Here is a 16,428-nt window from a genome sequence, read left to right on the forward strand (position 1 = left end):
ATCTCCCTCGTTATAGGTATTTTGCACTGAGTCTTAAAAGCTCTTCCTGATCTGTGTCTTTTGTATTCACAATTCCGGAGAGGCGTCCGTTCGACATCACGCCAATGCGGTTCGTGATTCCCAGAATCTCCGGCATTTCAGACGATACGACGATGACCGTCTTTCCCTCTTTAGCCATCTTGATAATCAGCTCATAGATTTCATATTTTGCACCGACATCAATTCCCCGGGTAGGTTCATCCATCATGAATACCTGCGGACTGCGCTCCAGCCATTTTCCGAAGATGACTTTCTGCTGATTGCCGCCGGAAAGGCTTGAAATCATGTCACTTGGCCCCATACATTTCGTATGCATCGTTTTAATCTCATCGGAAGTTGCCTTTATCATCTTCGTATCGGAAAGTGCCAGACCAGACTTATACTGATCCAGATTAGCAATCGTTGTATTAAATGTCAGATCGGCCTTGATGAAAAGCCCGTTCGCTTTCCGTTCCTCCGTAATCATGGCGAATCCATGGTCCATGGCTTCCCTGGCACTGTTAAAGTTCATCAGACGGTTCCTGAGATACACGCGTCCCGCCGCTCTCGTGCGGACACCGAAGATTGTCTCCAGAAGTTCCGTACGCCCCGCGCCTACAAGCCCATACAGCCCGAATATCTCCCCTTCCCTTACATCGAATGAGATGTCAGTCAAATGGGGCTCAAATTTTGTAGATAAATGCTGAATAGACAGAATCGGCTCCTTCGGTGTATTGTCGACCGGAGGGAACCTGTTTTCCAGAGAGCGCCCGACCATCGCTGCAATCAGCTCGTTCATATCTGTATCTTTGGCGCTCTTCGTCATGACCAGGTCTCCATCCCGAAGTACGGATACGTCATCACAGATTCTGAAAATCTCATCCATCTTATGTGAGATGTAAATCAGGGCAATTCCCTGTTCCTTTAACATGTTCATCATCTCAAAGAGCTTTTCGACTTCCTGTACGGTCAGGGATGAAGTCGGCTCGTCAAGGACGATGACCTTTGAATTATAAGAGATTGCCTTGGCAATCTCGCACATCTGCCTTTGTGACACAGACATGTTGCGCATCGGCTGACTCAGGTTGACCGTCATGCCTAATTTCCGAAAGAGGTCTGACGCCTCCTTTTTCATTCTTCCCTCATCTATTACACCAGCCGAATTGACTGGATATCTCCCAAGAAACAAATTATCAACTACATTCCTTTCCAGACACTGGTTCAATTCCTGATGAACCATCGCGATGCCGTTTTCAAGCGCATCTTTGGGTCCGGAAAAGCTTACTTCCTTTCCACAAAGGAAGATATCTCCCTCATCTTTCTGATATGTACCAAAAAGACACTTCATCATCGTTGACTTACCGGCGCCGTTTTCACCCATAAGTCCCATGACACTTCCCCGCCTCACATCTAAGCTGATATGATCCAGGACTCTGTTGCGGCCAAAGGACTTGCTCATACCGCGTATCGATAAGACTATGTCATCTTTCTTATCTGCCATCATTTTACTCCTGTCCTGTATACGTATATTGATATTAACGTGTTGCCCTGCAGTTTCGAGATAAACTTTCGGGGAGAATTCCTTCTCCCCAATCGTCTGCTTATTTTAATTTTACTGACTGCTTCTACTGAAGTAATGATGTGTAGGAAGCCGCATTGTCTGTCTTAACCATGTTGATAGCGAATGCATCATACTGATTCGGATTTCCAAGACGGTTCGTAATGTTGGACTCTGTCTGTCCGTCACCGCCGATATACTCGACATCAAGGTTCATGAGCTTGTCATATCCCTGCAGAAGCGGCTGATATGTTGAGCTTAAGAAGTTATCGGATGCGTTGTAGATGTTAAGCCATACTTTCTTTGTAGCACTCTTGCTTTCATCCAGCTGGTTTGATACAGGCTCATAGAGCTTGGTAGAGTCTGTGAAATCTTGATAGTTGTCAGCTGTAACCGCAACATTAAGTGCATAGTAGGAACGTTCTTCTTCATTATATGTATATACATCATCCGTCAGGACGTTGCCTGCGTCGTCAGCTGTTCCGATACCTGTGTCGATGTCTACGCCGTCAAGAGCGTTACGAAGAACGCGAAGGGTCAGATATGCCTGTACGTCTGCATGCTGGCTGATCGTTCCGCCGTAGCCTTCTGCGATTGCTGCCACTGCATCACTGTTGGCATCATAACCGAATGTCGGAACCTTGTTGTCCTTGGACCATGCGTTGAACATGGACATGCCCATACCGTCATTGTTAGAGGCAACGATATCTATTGCATCGCCGAAAGAAGAGCTCCATGTGCCGATTGCGTTTCCTGCTGTCGCTGCATCCCATGTAGCTCCTGCTGAGTTCTTCATCTCCTGGGAAGCATATTCTCTGACTTTGTAAGTCTTTCCGCCTACTTCAAGTGTTCCGTCCTGTACGATAGAGGAAGAGCCGTCTGCATTTGTACCGACCGGCTCACTGTTGATCTCTCCGTCTTTCTCAACGCCTGTACCAAGTGCTTTACGGACACCTCTTGTACGTGCGATAGAGTCATTATGTCCGATATCGCCGATAGCAAGGACATAGCCAATCGTTCCGTCACCATTGCGGTCAATCTTATCGATGTTTTTCTCGATGTAGTCTTTTACCATCGTGCCCTGGAGTTCTGCACCCTGGTTCGCATCAAATCCAACATAATAGGTATCTTTGTTGAAATTCAAAGCCGTCATATCCAGCTCTCCTGTAGAACTGTTGGAAGGCTGGCGGTTAAACCATACGAGCGGTTTATCTTTATTAGCCACCTCTCCGCCTGAACTTTCTTTTGATGATGAATCTTTCTTGTCAGATCCTCCCGATCCACCACATGCCGTCAGTGAAACTGCAAGCAGTGCTGCCATTGCCACCATAGCTGCTTTTCTTTTCATAATACAATTCTCCTTTCTTCCCGCACATTTTATCTGTGCTCTTTGTTGATATGTACAGCTTATCCTATATGGCTTTCGGAGAACATAGAATATTTTTTCATTATCATTGAAATTTTTTAGGTGCTTTTGGTCATATCTTACAATCATGGCTTTCAGCTGTCATTGCTTCATCTTGGACCCCAAGATTCTTCCAGTTGCCTATCACAATCTTTTTTGTCCATCGCATCTCCCTACCATATAAACCGTTTAGCACCGTTTCTGATCAGAAAAGGCAGCGGAGGGGCTGTCGCCCATTCCACTGCCTGGAAATAGCATTACTTATCTGTCTTCTTTTTCTATACAAGCGCAGCGATAGCGGACAGCTCTCTGAGCGGGAACCCGTTCTGATGCCGAGACGCTGAACTCTCCGTGGAGGTAGCCTTGTCAATACAGATATTCTTAACTTCTGTCGATGCAAAAGGGCCGTCCATACCCTGCACATAGACCGCATCTCATTCGCAAAAAGATTCCATACTGGAATACAATGTAAGGCTCCGGCTGACTTACATCCGTCCCCAACCCGTACTTATGCATCGACAGAACTCAAAAGGGTATCCAAGCTAATTATTTTGCAGCCTTTACTTTCGTAATAAAGCAGCATTTCATCAATCTTCCTTTTATCATAACTTGTGATGCAATCGGATAAGACAGTAACGCCGTACTTTGCTTTACGTAAGTTGAAGCAGGTCGATTTGACACATGCAGCCGCATCTGCCCCTGCTATGTAGAAATCATCTACTCCATTGTTTAACGTTTTTTCCATAAGCATATCAATAACCTCCTGTGGTTCCAGCACTTTGACCGAGTCACCAAACCCCAGGAGCATGGAGAGCCACATCCGGTCATTTTCTATCCCGCGCGTCACTATAACAAAATCACCGTTCTCACGTTCTTCGACAATTTTTCCTTTCATGTATTCCATGATGGGAACCCGGGCCTGTGCTTTACACAAGATTTTGATGGGGATATGCCGGCAATGGAGAGCGCATCTATATCGCGCACAATCGCCCGGACCGACACCTCAAACCGCTCCGAGAGTTCTTTTGCCGTAACGACATTGCGGTTCAGCAGATACATTGTAATTCCGATAAGACGGTCAATTTTCAAATATGGTCACCTCACTCGATATCATTTTTATAGTAGTATAGTTAACTATATTATTTCACTTAAGGAAATGGGGACGGGGTTTTTTTAAAAAACCTCCGTCCCCATTTCGTTTTAACCTGTCCCTTTAGAAGCTTGCTATATTTTCCACGTAGCTCCGCATTTCTTCCCGGCTTTTGACTTGTCTGGCGCCTTCTACGATCTTATCCTGCTTTGCTTTCGGCATAGACGCAAATTCGTTCAGGATATCCGAATGCTGCGCCAGCTCCATCGTAAAACCGATAGGAAGTTCGCTGTTATCTATCATCGTGACATCACCTCATGCTTAGTATGCCAGTATGGACGGTCTCTATACATGAAATTTTTTCTGCATTTCTTCTTTAAACTCACGACCTTTGAATATGATGAGCGCCAGCAGGAACAGGAAACTTAAGCCGGCGCAGAGAACTGCCGGCGCCGTTATGGTTATCACTTTTGTAAGCAGCAGTATGAATGGCACGAGTATGCTGTATGCAGACGCCATCACATAATATATCATATATTCCCTTGCAGTGTGGGACTGAAGTCTGGATATGATGAGCATGGACAGTTCAATAATCACGCACACGGAAGGCAGCACAAAGTTCACCGACCACTTATGCCAGCCGGTGAATGCATCCCAGACGATACATCCGATGCTGACGACCAGCAGCTGCCACATGGCGTTCTTGAGCAGATTATGCCTCTTAAAGAATCCGATTGCCAACGCCAGCCACATACTGAACGCGCCCGCGGCGACAAACGCTGCCCAGTAGCGTTCCGGAGATATGATGGCATTCAGCATGATTCCCACTACGATTGCCGCGATACAGCAGAAAGAAAAATATTTAAAAAATTTCTTTCCTTCGTAATTCAGCTGTACCTCTTCCGGATATGCCGGCTCCTCCACCTTGGTCTGCACCCCGATTTCAGACAGGATCCTGAAGAAGTTCCTCTGTATGTTAGAACTGTCATAGCGGGATGTAAAGCCGAATGTCAGAGTATCGTTAAACGAGCAGACGCACAATTCTACCTTTGGCGTGCTCGTATATACACCGAACCTCTCAATATAAGGCTCATATTCCCCAGGCATCTTTACCGCGCTCATATTGGAAAACACAGCGGTAACTTCCTTCTCCGCCAGCTTTGCACCGGCCCGGATACAACGGTTCTTAATCTCAAGCGGCGCCCATCTCAGCACTTTATGCTTTTCAAAAGCGATTAGTTCATTCATATGTCCGGCAATATGTTCTTTTGTAAGATAATCGCTGAAATATACTTTTACCTCTTCGAGTATCTCGTCCAGGCTGTCTTTCCCCTCGCCAAACCGATGGCCCGGCTCTATCCACCCGAAAAAGTTCAGCATGGATTCCGACGGAAAGAACTTACGCAGGTTTACAGGCACCATCAGTACGACCGGCCTCTTCTCCTGTACTTTCGTCATCTCCTCATGGATAGCGCACATGAGTACGGCAGTCATAAGCACAGTCATCGATACGCCCTTTTCTCGCGATACGGCAAGAAGCTCTTTGACTGAGACAGTCCCTTCCGTCACCTGAAGCTCACCGTACTCTTTCTTCATCATCTTAATTTGATACGCTCGGATCTTCTTCTTTTTCTTCCGTTTGACATCCGGGGAATAATACTTGGAAAAGCTGTCATTCTCCTGGTCTTGCACGGTCGGCCCGTCACCGGCGAGCTCCACCTCGGCAAGACCTTCTTCTCTATGCGACAGGCAGAGGTAGTTCTTCACAAGCTCCTTCAGGAATTCTGTTGCTCCTGTACCATCCGTCAGTGCATGGAACACCTCGAAATTAATACGCTTTTCAAAATATGTCACCTCAAAAAGAAGCGCCTTTTTATCACGTACATAGAGGCTGCTGCACGGCTCTTTGTATTCTTCCCGGACCACAGGCCTCAGCTCGCTCTTTTCCAGATAATGCCAGAACAGGCCTTTCCTCATGACAGACAGAAAGACCGGATACTTCTTTATCGTCCGGTTCAATGCTTCCTGCAGAATATCTCCGTCAATATACTCTTTTAATACACAGTAGAACCGGAATACCCGCGTGTCTTTTGCATTGCTTGTGGCTGAAAACAACTTTGCAGCATTGTCCAGGTTCCTCCAATAAGCTCTCTTCTGCTGGAACACTCTCTAGTCCTCCCTCAAAAAATTATTAATCAGTTCAAAACTTTCCTGTACATGGTAATATTTGATTCCCAGCGCAAAATAACCATGCAGCGCATCCTTTATCCGGTGTATCTCGACCTCATTGCCCGCCTTTCTCAGTCGATGGCCATATTCCTCCCCCTCGTCCCGGAGAGGATCGTATTCCGCTGTCAGCACGAGCGTCTTCGGCTGGCTGCTGTAATCCGTCTCCATCAGAGGCGCAAGATATTTATTCTTCTTGTCTTCCTCACATGACGCATATAGGTCTATATAGTCCCGCATCTTTCCCGCCGTCAGAAGATAGTCTGTCCCGTTTTCCCTGACAGATTCAAACGGCGAACTGGTACTGTAATCCCAGTTGACCGCAGGATATATGAGAATCTGCTTTTTCGGAAGAAACACCCCTTTGTCCCTGGCCATGAGTGACACGGCTGCCGCCAGATTTCCGCCTGCACTGTCCCCGATAATCGTAATCTGTTCCGGGTCCACATTCAGGATAAACCGCTTCGTAAATATAGCCTCCGCCACCGCATAGCAGTCATTCAGCCCGGTCGGGAACTTGTGTTCCGGTGCCAGCCGATAATCCACTGACACGACGATATGATTCGTGTCAGCTGCCATACGCGCACAGATACGTTCATAGTTGTCAATGCTCTCGGTCACCCATCCTCCACCGTGAAAGAACAGAAGCACCGGAAGACCGTCCACCACCTTCTCCTTTGGCAGATAGATACGAACCGGAATCTCATGCTCTTCATTGTATATCTTATAGTCAATCGTCTTGTGGAATATCCGCATCGGATCAATGGCTTTCAAATTAGCCAGATTCCTTGACGCCTCTACCTCGATGCCGTCAAAAGACAGCGCCTTCAAGACCCTTCTCATCGATTTGTTAATTGTCATACAATTTCCTCATTTTTCAAAGGGGTCAGACCCCTGTATGCACAGGGGTCTGACCCCTTTGAATTTATTCACACAATTTGAACTCTTTTACATTGAATAGTCCTCTCGGCGTAATGCGAAGTTCGGGGATTACGGGGAGAGCCATGAACGATAACGTGATGAACGGGTCCATGGTCTCCGGCACTCCCATCTCGTGTGCCTTTCTTATCATTTTCTTTAATGTCTTATCTACGTCATCATAGCCGGCATCGCTCATAAGTCCCATAATGGGGAGCGCAAGCGTCTCGTATACTCTACCTTTTTCTATGACAGTGTACCCGCCCTGGGTACGTATCAGTTCCTTCACCGCCAACTCCATATCTGTATCGTTATCTCCGATTACGATGATGTTGTGGGAATCATGCGACACGCTGGATGCCACTGCACCGCCGCTTAAGCTGAAGCCTGCCACAACGCCTACGCCCGTCTTACCGGTACCCTTATGCCGTTCTACAACTGCAATTTTATTATATTCATTGTCTGCTGTAAACTCTTTTTTACCCGGGATGTCACATACGACATCTTTCGTGACTATCTGCCCTTCCTGCATCTGGATTACGTGGAGGGGGCCCTCCGGTTTCAACAGCTTTAGGCTGTCTCTGGAAAACGTATCCAGATGCACCGTATGCTTGAGTTCTTCCGGGCACTGCAAGACACCCGGCTCTGCACCGGCATCAAGTTTGATTCCCCTGTGGTATACGTCCAGAATATTCATTTCCTCCAGATTGTCGAACACGATCATATCCGCCTGATACCCCGGCGCAAGAGCGCCGAGATGATGAAGCCCGTAGCATCCCGCCGCATTGACCGTAGCCATCTGAATGGCGCTGACGGCAGGGATTCCAAGGGATATGGCCTTCTTGACATTATAGTTGATATGTCCGTCTCTCTGTATATCTTCTATATGTTTGTCATCGGTGCAGAAGCAGAATCCTTCCGTGCGGGTGCCATGTTCCACCATCCCTGTAACGATGGCATCCAGATTTCTGGCCGCGCTGCCTTCCCGGATGAGTATCGTCATGCCCAGACGGCGTTCCTTCATGGCATATTCATAATCGATGCACTCATGGTCCGTACCGATTCCCGCCATAGCATACGCCTGCATCTCGTCATCTCCGAGCCCAGGCGCATGGCCGTCAAGCGTCCTGCCTTCAAACAGCGCAAGCTTCTCATGCATTCCGGCATCCCCGTCAACGACGGACACGTAATCCATCACCTCGCCAAGTCCAAGCACCCTCGGGTGCTCAAGATACGTCTTCATCTTTTCTGCCGTAAAATCACATCCATTGTCGTCCACAAAAGTAGAGGGCACACAGGACGGCATCATGACATATACGTTCGCCGGCACCTTCTCCGTCTGCCCAAGGATATAGTCGATACCGGCGGCTCCGGCTACATTGGCCGATTCATGGGGATCCACGATAAACGTCGTCGTCCCGCACTTTGCCGCCTGCACTATGAGCTCTGACGGTGTCACAAGCGTGGATTCCAGATGGAGATGGCTGTCGATAAAACCAGGGCAGAGATACTTTCCATCAAGGTCTTCTTCCAGAAGCCCTTCATAAGACCCGATACCCGCAATCCTGCCGTCCGAAACCGCCACATCAGCCTTAAGAATCTCTCCCGTAAATACATTCACTACATTTGCATTCTTCAGTACAAGCTCTGCCTTTTCCCGGTGCCTGGCCACCTCGGCGCACCGCCGGTAATCTTTCCGTTCCATAACGCTGCCCCCTTCGTATATGTTCTTATTATGCTACCTGATATAACCTTCCGCGTAAGCCTTTGCGCGGTTGAAAGAATACATCTCCGCAAATGACGCCTCTACATATGGCATGACATAGAATATGTTTACAATGCCGCAGGTAATCCCGCCCAGCAGATACCAGCCGATAAAAGACAGGTCCATTATAAATGTCTCCAGTTTCTGCCCAGTCATCATGCGTTTGCTGATTGCAAATGCTTCCTTATAGCTCATGCCCGGATTCTCAGAAAGGATATAAGGAATCATACGATATTCATAAGATTTAATAATTCCAGGCACGATCAGCAGCAATGCCCACAGGAATATAAATAAATCTCTCAAAAACATAGTGAGCACGATATTGCCATAATGTCCGGATCTAAAACCATCCAGTACCGCTCCCACGCCGACACGCTCCGTCTGATTGCGGACAAAGAATCTCTTTCCGCCGACTTCCAGCACATTTCCAACAAATATCATAAGCAGCGTACCAAGCAGCGCCAGCATGATCGCCACAGCCCCCAGAATCGCTCCGAACGCAGGCCATCCAAAAGAGAACGAGTCCGTATAGGCCGAACCATTCCATAAGTCTGAACTGTCGCTGTAGTATGTCGTCTGGCGCAAAGATGCCGTGCTCCGGCTCGCACCTCCCGAATTCATCACCATAGATATGACTGACATGAGAAATGCCACCCCGACACACGGCCAGTAATTATGTTGAAATGCCTGCTTTCCCCGCATTTTAAGTTCCACTCTGTTCCACATATTATAGTTTCCTCCTCGTTTATCTATGTTTGCATTTTATAATATTGAATCCATTATACCCCAGTCTCAGAGCGAAATCTATAAAAGAGCAGAAACTTTACAAAGTTTCTGCTCTCTGTCTTAGTCCTCCTGAATAAAATTAGTCGCAATCTTCGGCTCGTATACCGGCGGCTTCACTCCCGCTTTCCTGCCTGCGTCAATGCACCGCAGCAGCCAGGCCATATTCTCTCCAAGCGTACGCATCGTCTGCAGCCCCTCTTCATCTTTCCTCACATCTTCGGGCGTAAGCCCATGCACCTGGTTCCAGTACTGTGACGGTACGACCGGCATGCTGCTGATGGTAAAGTATTTGTTCAGCCTGTCAAAGGCGGCGGAAGCGCCTCCCCTTCTGCACGACACGACAGCCGCTCCCGGCTTGCCGGCCATCGCGCCTTTGTTCGAGTAGAACAGCCGGTCCAGAAATGCGGTCAGCTGTCCGCTCGGGCCCGCATAATAGACAGGGGAACCGATTACAAGCGCATCCATCCCGCCAAGCCGCTCCCCAACTTCGTTCACTTGGTCGTTCCAGATACATCTGCCCGAGTCTGCACACTTCCCGCAGGCGATGCATCCGGGGATAGACTCCTTCCCAAACTCCTTTTACTATTTCTTTTTCTCATACGGCGTGCCCGAAAGCGGCAGCTTTGTCTGGAACCGTCCGTCCCACTTATAATATGCTCCCGCTATGGCAGGTGCCGTTGGAATCGAGGTAATCTCCCCGATGCCGATAGCCCCGTACGCAGCGGGCACCCCCGGCTTTTCAATAATGATGGATTTTATGTCCGGTACCTTGTCGGCCTTAAGAAGTCCGAGTGTTCCAAACTTTGACTTTGGCTCGCCGCCATCCAGCACGTATTGTTCTGTCAGAGCATATCCCATCCCCATGACGACTCCGCCTTCCATCTGTCCTTCCACGCTGATTGGATTGACTGCTTTCCCCACATCATGGGCAGCCGCCAGCAGCTTCACCGTACCGTCTTCGTTGAGGGCACAAAGTTGAGCCGCATAGCCATAAGCCACATGGGAGACCGGATGAGGAAGATCGCTTCCCATCTTATCGGTCCTTGCCAGATACTCTCCGTAATACTCTCTTCCTTCCAGTTCTTCCAATCCATATCGCCCTATGTCTGCGCGCAGCTCTTCTGCGGCTCTCCTTGCCGCCTCGCCGGTCACGAGCGTCTGCCGGGAGCCGGAAGTCGTCCCGGAGTCCGGTGCTTTGGACGTATTCGGCTGCTGATAAGAGATGTCGGCAAGCGGGAGACCCGATGCCTCTGAGACAATCTGGGTCAGTACCGTTCCAAGCCCCTGGCCGATGCAGGAAGCCCCGGAATGAATCTCCACCTTCCGGTTGTTGACAAACAGGCGGCACCGGCCCCAATCGGGAAGGCCGACGCCTACACCGGCATTTTTCATGGCACAGGCAACTCCCGCATATGGCTCCCTGTCATATATATCCTTTACCGCTTCCAGCGCTTCTGCCATCCCCGCAGACGCATCGGCAATCTGTCCGTTCGGCAGTACCTGCCCCGGCCTTATGGCATTCCTGTACCGGATTTCCCAAGGCGTGATTCCTACCAATTCTGCAAGCTGGTTCAGGTTCATCTCTGACGCGAAGCACGTCTGCGTCACTCCAAAGCCTCGAAATGCACCCGCCGGCGGATTGTTCGTGTAGACGGCCTTACCGTCGATGTCTATCGTCTGGAAGTTATAAGGCCCGGCCGCATGAGTACAGGCCCTTTGAAGCACCGGACCGCCAAGGGACGCGTATGCGCCTGTGTCCGATACGACGACCGCCTTCATCGCAGTCAGATATCCGTCTTTGTCACAGGCCGTCGTCACATCCATCCACATCGGATGCCGCTTCGGATGTATCAGGATACTTTCCTTCCTCGTCAGCTTCACCTTTACCGCACGCTTTGTCAGATAGGCGACCAAAGCGGCGTGATGCTGCACGGTCACATCTTCTTTGCCTCCAAACCCTCCCCCTACCAGCTTATTTTCTACAATTACCTTATCCCGCGGGATGCCGAGCATCGTCGCGCATTCATGCTGCGTATCATACGTACCCTGGTCCGAGGAATAGATGAACACTCCTCCGTCAAACGGCAGCGCTACTGCTGCCTCAGGCTCCAGAAACGCATGCTCTGTCCACGGCGTCTCATAATGGTTCGTCACCTTGTGGCAGGAAGCGGCAATCACTTCATCCGCATTCCCCCGCACGAGATGCTCATGGGCAAGTATATTGCCGTCATGATGCACCTTCGGTGCCTCCTCTTCCATTGCCGCGAAGGGGTCCAGCACTGGTACGAGCTTCTCGTATTCCACCTTCACAAGCCGCTTGCCCTCTTCTACGAGTTCCGGTGTCTCTGCCGCCACGATGCATACCGCGTCTCCGAGGTAATGCGTCTCTTTCCCGACCGGTATCATCGTGTCCCAGTCCTGCTTCAGATGGCCTACCTTTATACTCCCCGGTATATCTGCCGCCGTAAATACCCCGACAACGCCCGGAATTGCCTTTGCCGCTTCCGTATGTACCGCCAGCACTCTGGCCCTGGGATAAGCGGAACGCACCGCACTGGCATATATCATGCCATCCAGATACATATCATCTACATATTCTCCAGTTCCGAGAACTTTTTCCCTCGCATCAATCCTCTGTATCGCTCTGCCTGTCGGAACGCTCCCCTCCTCTTCCATCACGTCCAGACGGTTTCTCAGAATGTCTGCACTAAGCAGGATAGCATCGATAATCTTTTTATATCCTGTACAGCGGCATACGTTGTTCTTTATAGCCGAGACCGCTGCCAGCCGGGAAGGTCTTGGGTTCTCATCAATGAGCGCCTTGGCACACATGACCATACCCGGGATACAGAAGCCGCACTGCACTGCGCCTGCTTTTGCAAATGCATATCCGTACACTTTTTTTTCTCTTTCGCTTAAGCCCTCCACTGTTACTATCTCTTTCCCATCCATTCTGGACACGAGCGGGATGCATGCACGGGCCGTCTTTCCATCTATGATTACCGTGCACGTCCCGCAGGCCCCCTCGCTGCACCCGTCTTTGACGGAGACCAGGTGCAGGTCGTCCCGCAGGAACCGTATCAGTTTCTTATCTTCCTTGACCTTATACGTCTGTCCGTTGACCACTAATGTGTACATACGGCACCTCCCTACTGCCTGGCAGTCATTCTGTCAGGTCAGCTTTCCTGTCAATATCCCGCAACTCTTTCTTTTCTATATCTATCAAAATAATTTCTTCTGCATGTTTTTCCATTACAGGCCGACCGCCCTTATCTCCGTCCAGCGCAAGCAGCTCCTGTGCGTATCTTAAGTCCCACACGACAGGATTGCCACCCTGGCCGCCGTTTGCCGCCCGCACGACCCGGCCGGAGTTTCTCCTGGCCGCCTCAAGAAGCTTTAAGAAGGTACCGGCAGTCAGTCCAGGCTGGTCGCAGACTGTAAACAGGACTCCTCTCAGACAGGGGAGGGTGTCCAGACATCTTTTCAGCCCAAGCTGCATGGAATGGGAGCTGCCTTTTTCCGGCTCCCTGTTTTCCACTATGGCGAAGCCGCATTCTGCAGCGTACTGAGCCACAGGCTCATACCCCGTCACGACTGCTTTCCACACGTTTGGAAGCTTGACAAGCGTACCGAGCAGATGCGCATACAAAGGCCGGCCTTCTATCTCCTCCAGCAATTTGTTGCCGCCGAACCGGGTGCCCTGCCCTGCTGCCAGTACGACAATTGCGTATGCTCCGTAATACTGTTCGATGGCGTGCACAGCTCCGGCCCCGACACATCTTGCCTTGTCGGATACGGTGACACAGAAGCGGTAATCCGTTCGGGCATCGATATCACCGATCTTCATACCCTTCCGGACCTGCACGCCGTGCTGCAGCATACCTCTTACCATTCCGGACATCTTCGCATATACCGGTTCTCCTCCGGTCACTGCCACAATCTGCCCCTTTTCCACCTTGTCACCAATCGCCGCCTTCGGCTCCATCACTCCATCTTCCGCAGCCTGTATGAGCCGCTCTCTCGAGTAGCCGCCCACTTCTCCAGGAATTCCTGTGTTCGGGATAGCATTTCCTTCCCATATGACTCGCCCAAGCGTATCCCCCCGTTTTGTCTCTATGACACAATGACAGTCCACACCTGCCGTAAACCCCGGACCTGCTGCTATGACAAGCGGCGCGTCCTCCACAGATGTACCGGTGTTCCTCTTGGCAAGGATGGCATCGACAAGCACATCCGGACTGTATTCATTCCGAATGTCCGCGGCTTCATCCACTATCACTGCCACATCACCGTTGTCCATGACACCTGCCGCCTCTTTCATATTCCTGACAAGCACACCTGTCATGCCTTCCACCGTGGCCCTGCCATCATATACGGCACGGGACATGGCCACCGACCTTCTCACGGTGAGAGGCACAGATTTCTCCGTCATCAAGATTCTGTGTCCCTGCAGATGCAGTTCATACGCAATTCCTGTCGCCAGGTCTCCCGCCCCTTTAATCAGTACATTCATAGCTGCCTCCCAGTCCCGATGTAAGGACTACATTGTAGAACCCTTTCCCGGCAAACAGGCCGGCAATTCTTTCACCTATGCAGATGCGCTGCGCATCGTCCGCCTTGTTCAGGACGACATAAAACTTCATGAACGGATCCATAGACTTCTTCATACCCATGTCGCTCAACCCTATCTTGACGATATCTTCGCACTCCAGAATGTCTTCCACGCACTTGCCAAGAAATCTCGAAGCCTGTTCCGGGTGGTGGCAGACATCTTTGATCTGTCCGCCCACCGCATCAAGCCCCGCAACACCAAGCAGTACCATCGTCTTGCCCCAGAGTACAGGCTCATGCGCTACGGGCACTTTGACCGGAAGTCCTTTTGCCCCGTCCGCTTCTATGATGACCGGCACGGCAAGCATCCGGACCGCCTCGAGAAACGCTTCGGGAAATGCGCTCATCTTACCGTCCTGCTCCGGATATCCTGCCCACACCTGCCGTTTGTGTTTCAGCATCTGGTACAAAAGCTCCAAATCTGGAGACCTGAGATAAAACCCTCCGTCCGGCTGCCACATATGGGTCGTCGTCGTGACGATAACCGGCTGCCCCTCTTCTTCATATTCCCGGGCCAGCTTACGGATGACTGTCGTCTTGCCTCCTGCGCCTACAACTGATATGATGGGTGCATCAAATCTGGCCAGCGTAAGCGCTGACTTCAGGCTCTCCGTCTCGATTAGTCTGCTGTTTTCGTAACTTCGTATCATAATCCTGCCTCACATTATCTGATGTCTGTTCATTCCTGCGCGGTCACGTATCGTCCGCAATATTCTTTTATAACCTCTCCGTTTTCCGCAGCCAGTTCGCCCCGAAGATATACCTGCTCCGCACGTCCTCTGAGCACCGTGCCCTCCAGCGGGCAAAAGTCTGTATCCGACTTCTGCGTCTCTGCCGACAAGGTCCACTCGGTATCCGGGTTCCAGACGACGATATCCGCGTCACAACCAGGTGCAATCGCCCCTTTCTTCGGATACAGATGATATAGCTTCGCCGGATTGTACGCCAGATATCTGCACATCTGCTCCGGCGTCAGACGCCCCTGCCCCACGCCGAAATGGTACAGAAGCCCGGGCCGTTCCTCCGCTCCCGGCATCCCGCACGGCACGAGGGAAAAATCTTTCTCCCCCATCTTTTTCTGCTCAGTCGTAAAGCTGCAGTGGTCCGTGCAGACCGTCTGAATCTCTCCTTCCCGGAGCGCCTGCCAGAGTTCCTCCTGGTCTTCCTTCGACCGAAGCGGCGGCGCTATCATATAATTCCTGCCCTCATTATCCGGCAGGCAGTATCTGCTTTCGTCCATGACAAGGTACTGGGGGCACGTCTCTACATATACGGTCTGTCCGGCTTCCCTTGCCCTTCTGACTTCCATAAGCCCTTCCTTCGAGCTCAGATGCACTACGATAACCGGCGTGTCCACACATCTGGCTATCTTGAGAAGCCTTCCCACGGCCTCCGCCTCCGTTGCCGGAGGGCGCGTACCCGGATAATCCGATACGTCTTCCCGGTGTCCCTTCTCCTTCATCACCTCTGCCACCCGGGCATCTATAATGCCCTTGTTCTCGCAGTGCACCCCGGCAATAGCGCCAAGCTCTTTCAGCCTGGCCAGTATCTCGTAGATGGTCCTGTCATCCACCACCATAGCATCATAGGTCATATACAGCTTAAAGGAATAAATACCGGCTGCCGTTACTTGCGCCAGCTCTTCCGATACCTGTTCATTCCAGTCCGACATGGCAAGATGGAACGCATAATCGCAGGACGATCTGCCATCCGCCTTTCCATGCCAGCGCTCAAGCGCATATGCAAGGCTTTCGCCTTTGTTCTGCGTGGCAAAGTCCACGATACACGTAGTGCCCCCTGAAAGCTCAGCTTTCGTCCCCGTGTCAAACCCATCTGCGGTCACCGTGCCGGACACTTCCAGATCCATATGTGTATGGGCATCGATAAAGCCGGGAAACAGAAGCTTCCCCTCCACATCGATGACTTCCGCATCGGGGAAGTCAAGATTCTCGCCCATGGCCAGAATCTTTTCCCCCTTCACCAGAACATCTGTCTTCTTTGAACTCTCTGGGCCGACTACCGTACCGCCCCGGAATAAACGTTTCATACTG

The 16,428-nt window shown here is 50.6% G+C and carries 14 protein-coding genes; all 14 read right to left on the reverse strand.

Annotated features, from left to right (window positions below; genetic code table 11):
* Positions 1-10: 10 nt before the first annotated feature.
* Entirely contained in the window at positions 11-1,519 is a 1,509-nt protein-coding gene (locus HJV72_RS07455; RefSeq protein ID WP_208069981.1) for a sugar ABC transporter ATP-binding protein, read from the reverse strand.
* Positions 1,520-1,643: 124 nt separating this feature from the next.
* Complete coding sequence (locus HJV72_RS07460) at positions 1,644-2,924, reverse strand: substrate-binding domain-containing protein (protein ID WP_208069983.1); 1,281 nt, start codon at positions 2,922-2,924, stop codon at positions 1,644-1,646.
* Between the two features lie 565 nt (positions 2,925-3,489).
* Complete coding sequence (locus tag HJV72_RS07465; protein ID WP_208069984.1) at positions 3,490-3,885, reverse strand: isochorismatase family protein; 396 nt, start codon at positions 3,883-3,885, stop codon at positions 3,490-3,492.
* Positions 3,873-4,070 carry a helix-turn-helix transcriptional regulator gene (locus HJV72_RS07470; RefSeq protein ID WP_208069987.1) on the reverse strand — a complete coding sequence of 66 codons (198 nt, stop codon included), beginning with the start codon at positions 4,068-4,070 and terminating at the stop codon, positions 3,873-3,875. Before HJV72_RS07470 ends, HJV72_RS07465 begins: the two co-directional genes overlap by 13 nt.
* Positions 4,071-4,194: 124 nt before the next feature.
* Complete coding sequence (locus tag HJV72_RS07475) at positions 4,195-4,374, reverse strand: hypothetical protein (RefSeq protein WP_208069989.1); 180 nt, start codon at positions 4,372-4,374, stop codon at positions 4,195-4,197.
* 42 nt (positions 4,375-4,416) lie between these two features.
* Positions 4,417-6,237 carry a DUF6320 domain-containing protein gene (locus tag HJV72_RS07480; protein WP_208069991.1) on the reverse strand — a complete coding sequence of 607 codons (1,821 nt, stop codon included), beginning with the start codon at positions 6,235-6,237 and terminating at the stop codon, positions 4,417-4,419.
* 3 nt (positions 6,238-6,240) lie between these two features.
* On the reverse strand, positions 6,241-7,158 hold the full coding sequence (locus tag HJV72_RS07485) for an alpha/beta hydrolase (protein ID WP_208069993.1): 918 nt from the start codon (positions 7,156-7,158) through the stop codon (positions 6,241-6,243).
* Between the two features lie 64 nt (positions 7,159-7,222).
* Entirely contained in the window at positions 7,223-8,920 is a 1,698-nt protein-coding gene (ade, locus tag HJV72_RS07490) for an adenine deaminase (protein WP_208069995.1), read from the reverse strand.
* 33 nt (positions 8,921-8,953) lie between these two features.
* Positions 8,954-9,706 (reverse strand): DUF975 family protein, encoded by a 753-nt coding sequence (locus HJV72_RS07495; protein ID WP_208069997.1) that lies wholly within the window; start codon positions 9,704-9,706, stop codon positions 8,954-8,956.
* Positions 9,707-9,826: 120 nt separating this feature from the next.
* Positions 9,827-10,324, reverse strand: a complete 498-nt coding sequence (locus HJV72_RS07500) for a flavodoxin family protein (RefSeq protein ID WP_208070054.1) — start codon at positions 10,322-10,324, stop codon at positions 9,827-9,829.
* Positions 10,325-10,348: 24 nt separating this feature from the next.
* Positions 10,349-12,904, reverse strand: a complete 2,556-nt coding sequence (gene xdh / locus HJV72_RS07505) for a selenium-dependent xanthine dehydrogenase (protein WP_208070000.1) — start codon at positions 12,902-12,904, stop codon at positions 10,349-10,351.
* A 25-nt stretch (positions 12,905-12,929) separates the two neighbouring features.
* Positions 12,930-14,279 (reverse strand): selenium-dependent molybdenum cofactor biosynthesis protein YqeB, encoded by a 1,350-nt coding sequence (gene yqeB, locus HJV72_RS07510; protein ID WP_208070002.1) that lies wholly within the window; start codon positions 14,277-14,279, stop codon positions 12,930-12,932.
* Entirely contained in the window at positions 14,263-15,027 is a 765-nt protein-coding gene (gene yqeC, locus HJV72_RS07515) for a selenium cofactor biosynthesis protein YqeC (RefSeq protein WP_208070003.1), read from the reverse strand. Before yqeC ends, yqeB begins: the two co-directional genes overlap by 17 nt.
* A gap of 29 nt (positions 15,028-15,056) precedes the next feature.
* On the reverse strand, positions 15,057-16,424 hold the full coding sequence (gene hydA / locus HJV72_RS07520; RefSeq protein WP_208070004.1) for a dihydropyrimidinase: 1,368 nt from the start codon (positions 16,422-16,424) through the stop codon (positions 15,057-15,059).
* Between the last annotated feature and the right edge of the window lie 4 nt (positions 16,425-16,428).

Source organism: Extibacter sp. GGCC_0201, assembly GCF_017566055.1.
Classification (GTDB): Bacteria; Bacillota; Clostridia; order Lachnospirales; family Lachnospiraceae; genus Extibacter.

Excerpts from the sequence above, each read along its gene's own strand:
- HJV72_RS07475 (WP_208069989.1), bottom strand. The coding sequence starts at position 4,374 with ATGATAGATAACAGCGAACTTCCTATCGGTTTTACGATGGAGCTGGCG.
- xdh (WP_208070000.1), bottom strand. The coding sequence starts at position 12,904 with ATGTACACATTAGTGGTCAACGGACAGACGTATAAGGTCAAGGAAGAT.
- yqeB (WP_208070002.1), bottom strand. The coding sequence starts at position 14,279 with ATGAATGTACTGATTAAAGGGGCGGGAGACCTGGCGACAGGAATTGCG.
- yqeC (WP_208070003.1), bottom strand. The coding sequence starts at position 15,027 with ATGATACGAAGTTACGAAAACAGCAGACTAATCGAGACGGAGAGCCTG.
- ade (WP_208069995.1), bottom strand. The coding sequence starts at position 8,920 with ATGGAACGGAAAGATTACCGGCGGTGCGCCGAGGTGGCCAGGCACCGG.
- HJV72_RS07495 (WP_208069997.1), bottom strand. The coding sequence starts at position 9,706 with ATGTGGAACAGAGTGGAACTTAAAATGCGGGGAAAGCAGGCATTTCAA.
- HJV72_RS07465 (WP_208069984.1), bottom strand. The coding sequence starts at position 3,885 with ATGGAATACATGAAAGGAAAAATTGTCGAAGAACGTGAGAACGGTGAT.
- HJV72_RS07455 (WP_208069981.1), bottom strand. The coding sequence starts at position 1,519 with ATGGCAGATAAGAAAGATGACATAGTCTTATCGATACGCGGTATGAGC.
- hydA (WP_208070004.1), bottom strand. The coding sequence starts at position 16,424 with ATGAAACGTTTATTCCGGGGCGGTACGGTAGTCGGCCCAGAGAGTTCA.
- HJV72_RS07460 (WP_208069983.1), bottom strand. The coding sequence starts at position 2,924 with ATGAAAAGAAAAGCAGCTATGGTGGCAATGGCAGCACTGCTTGCAGTT.
- HJV72_RS07485 (WP_208069993.1), bottom strand. The coding sequence starts at position 7,158 with ATGACAATTAACAAATCGATGAGAAGGGTCTTGAAGGCGCTGTCTTTT.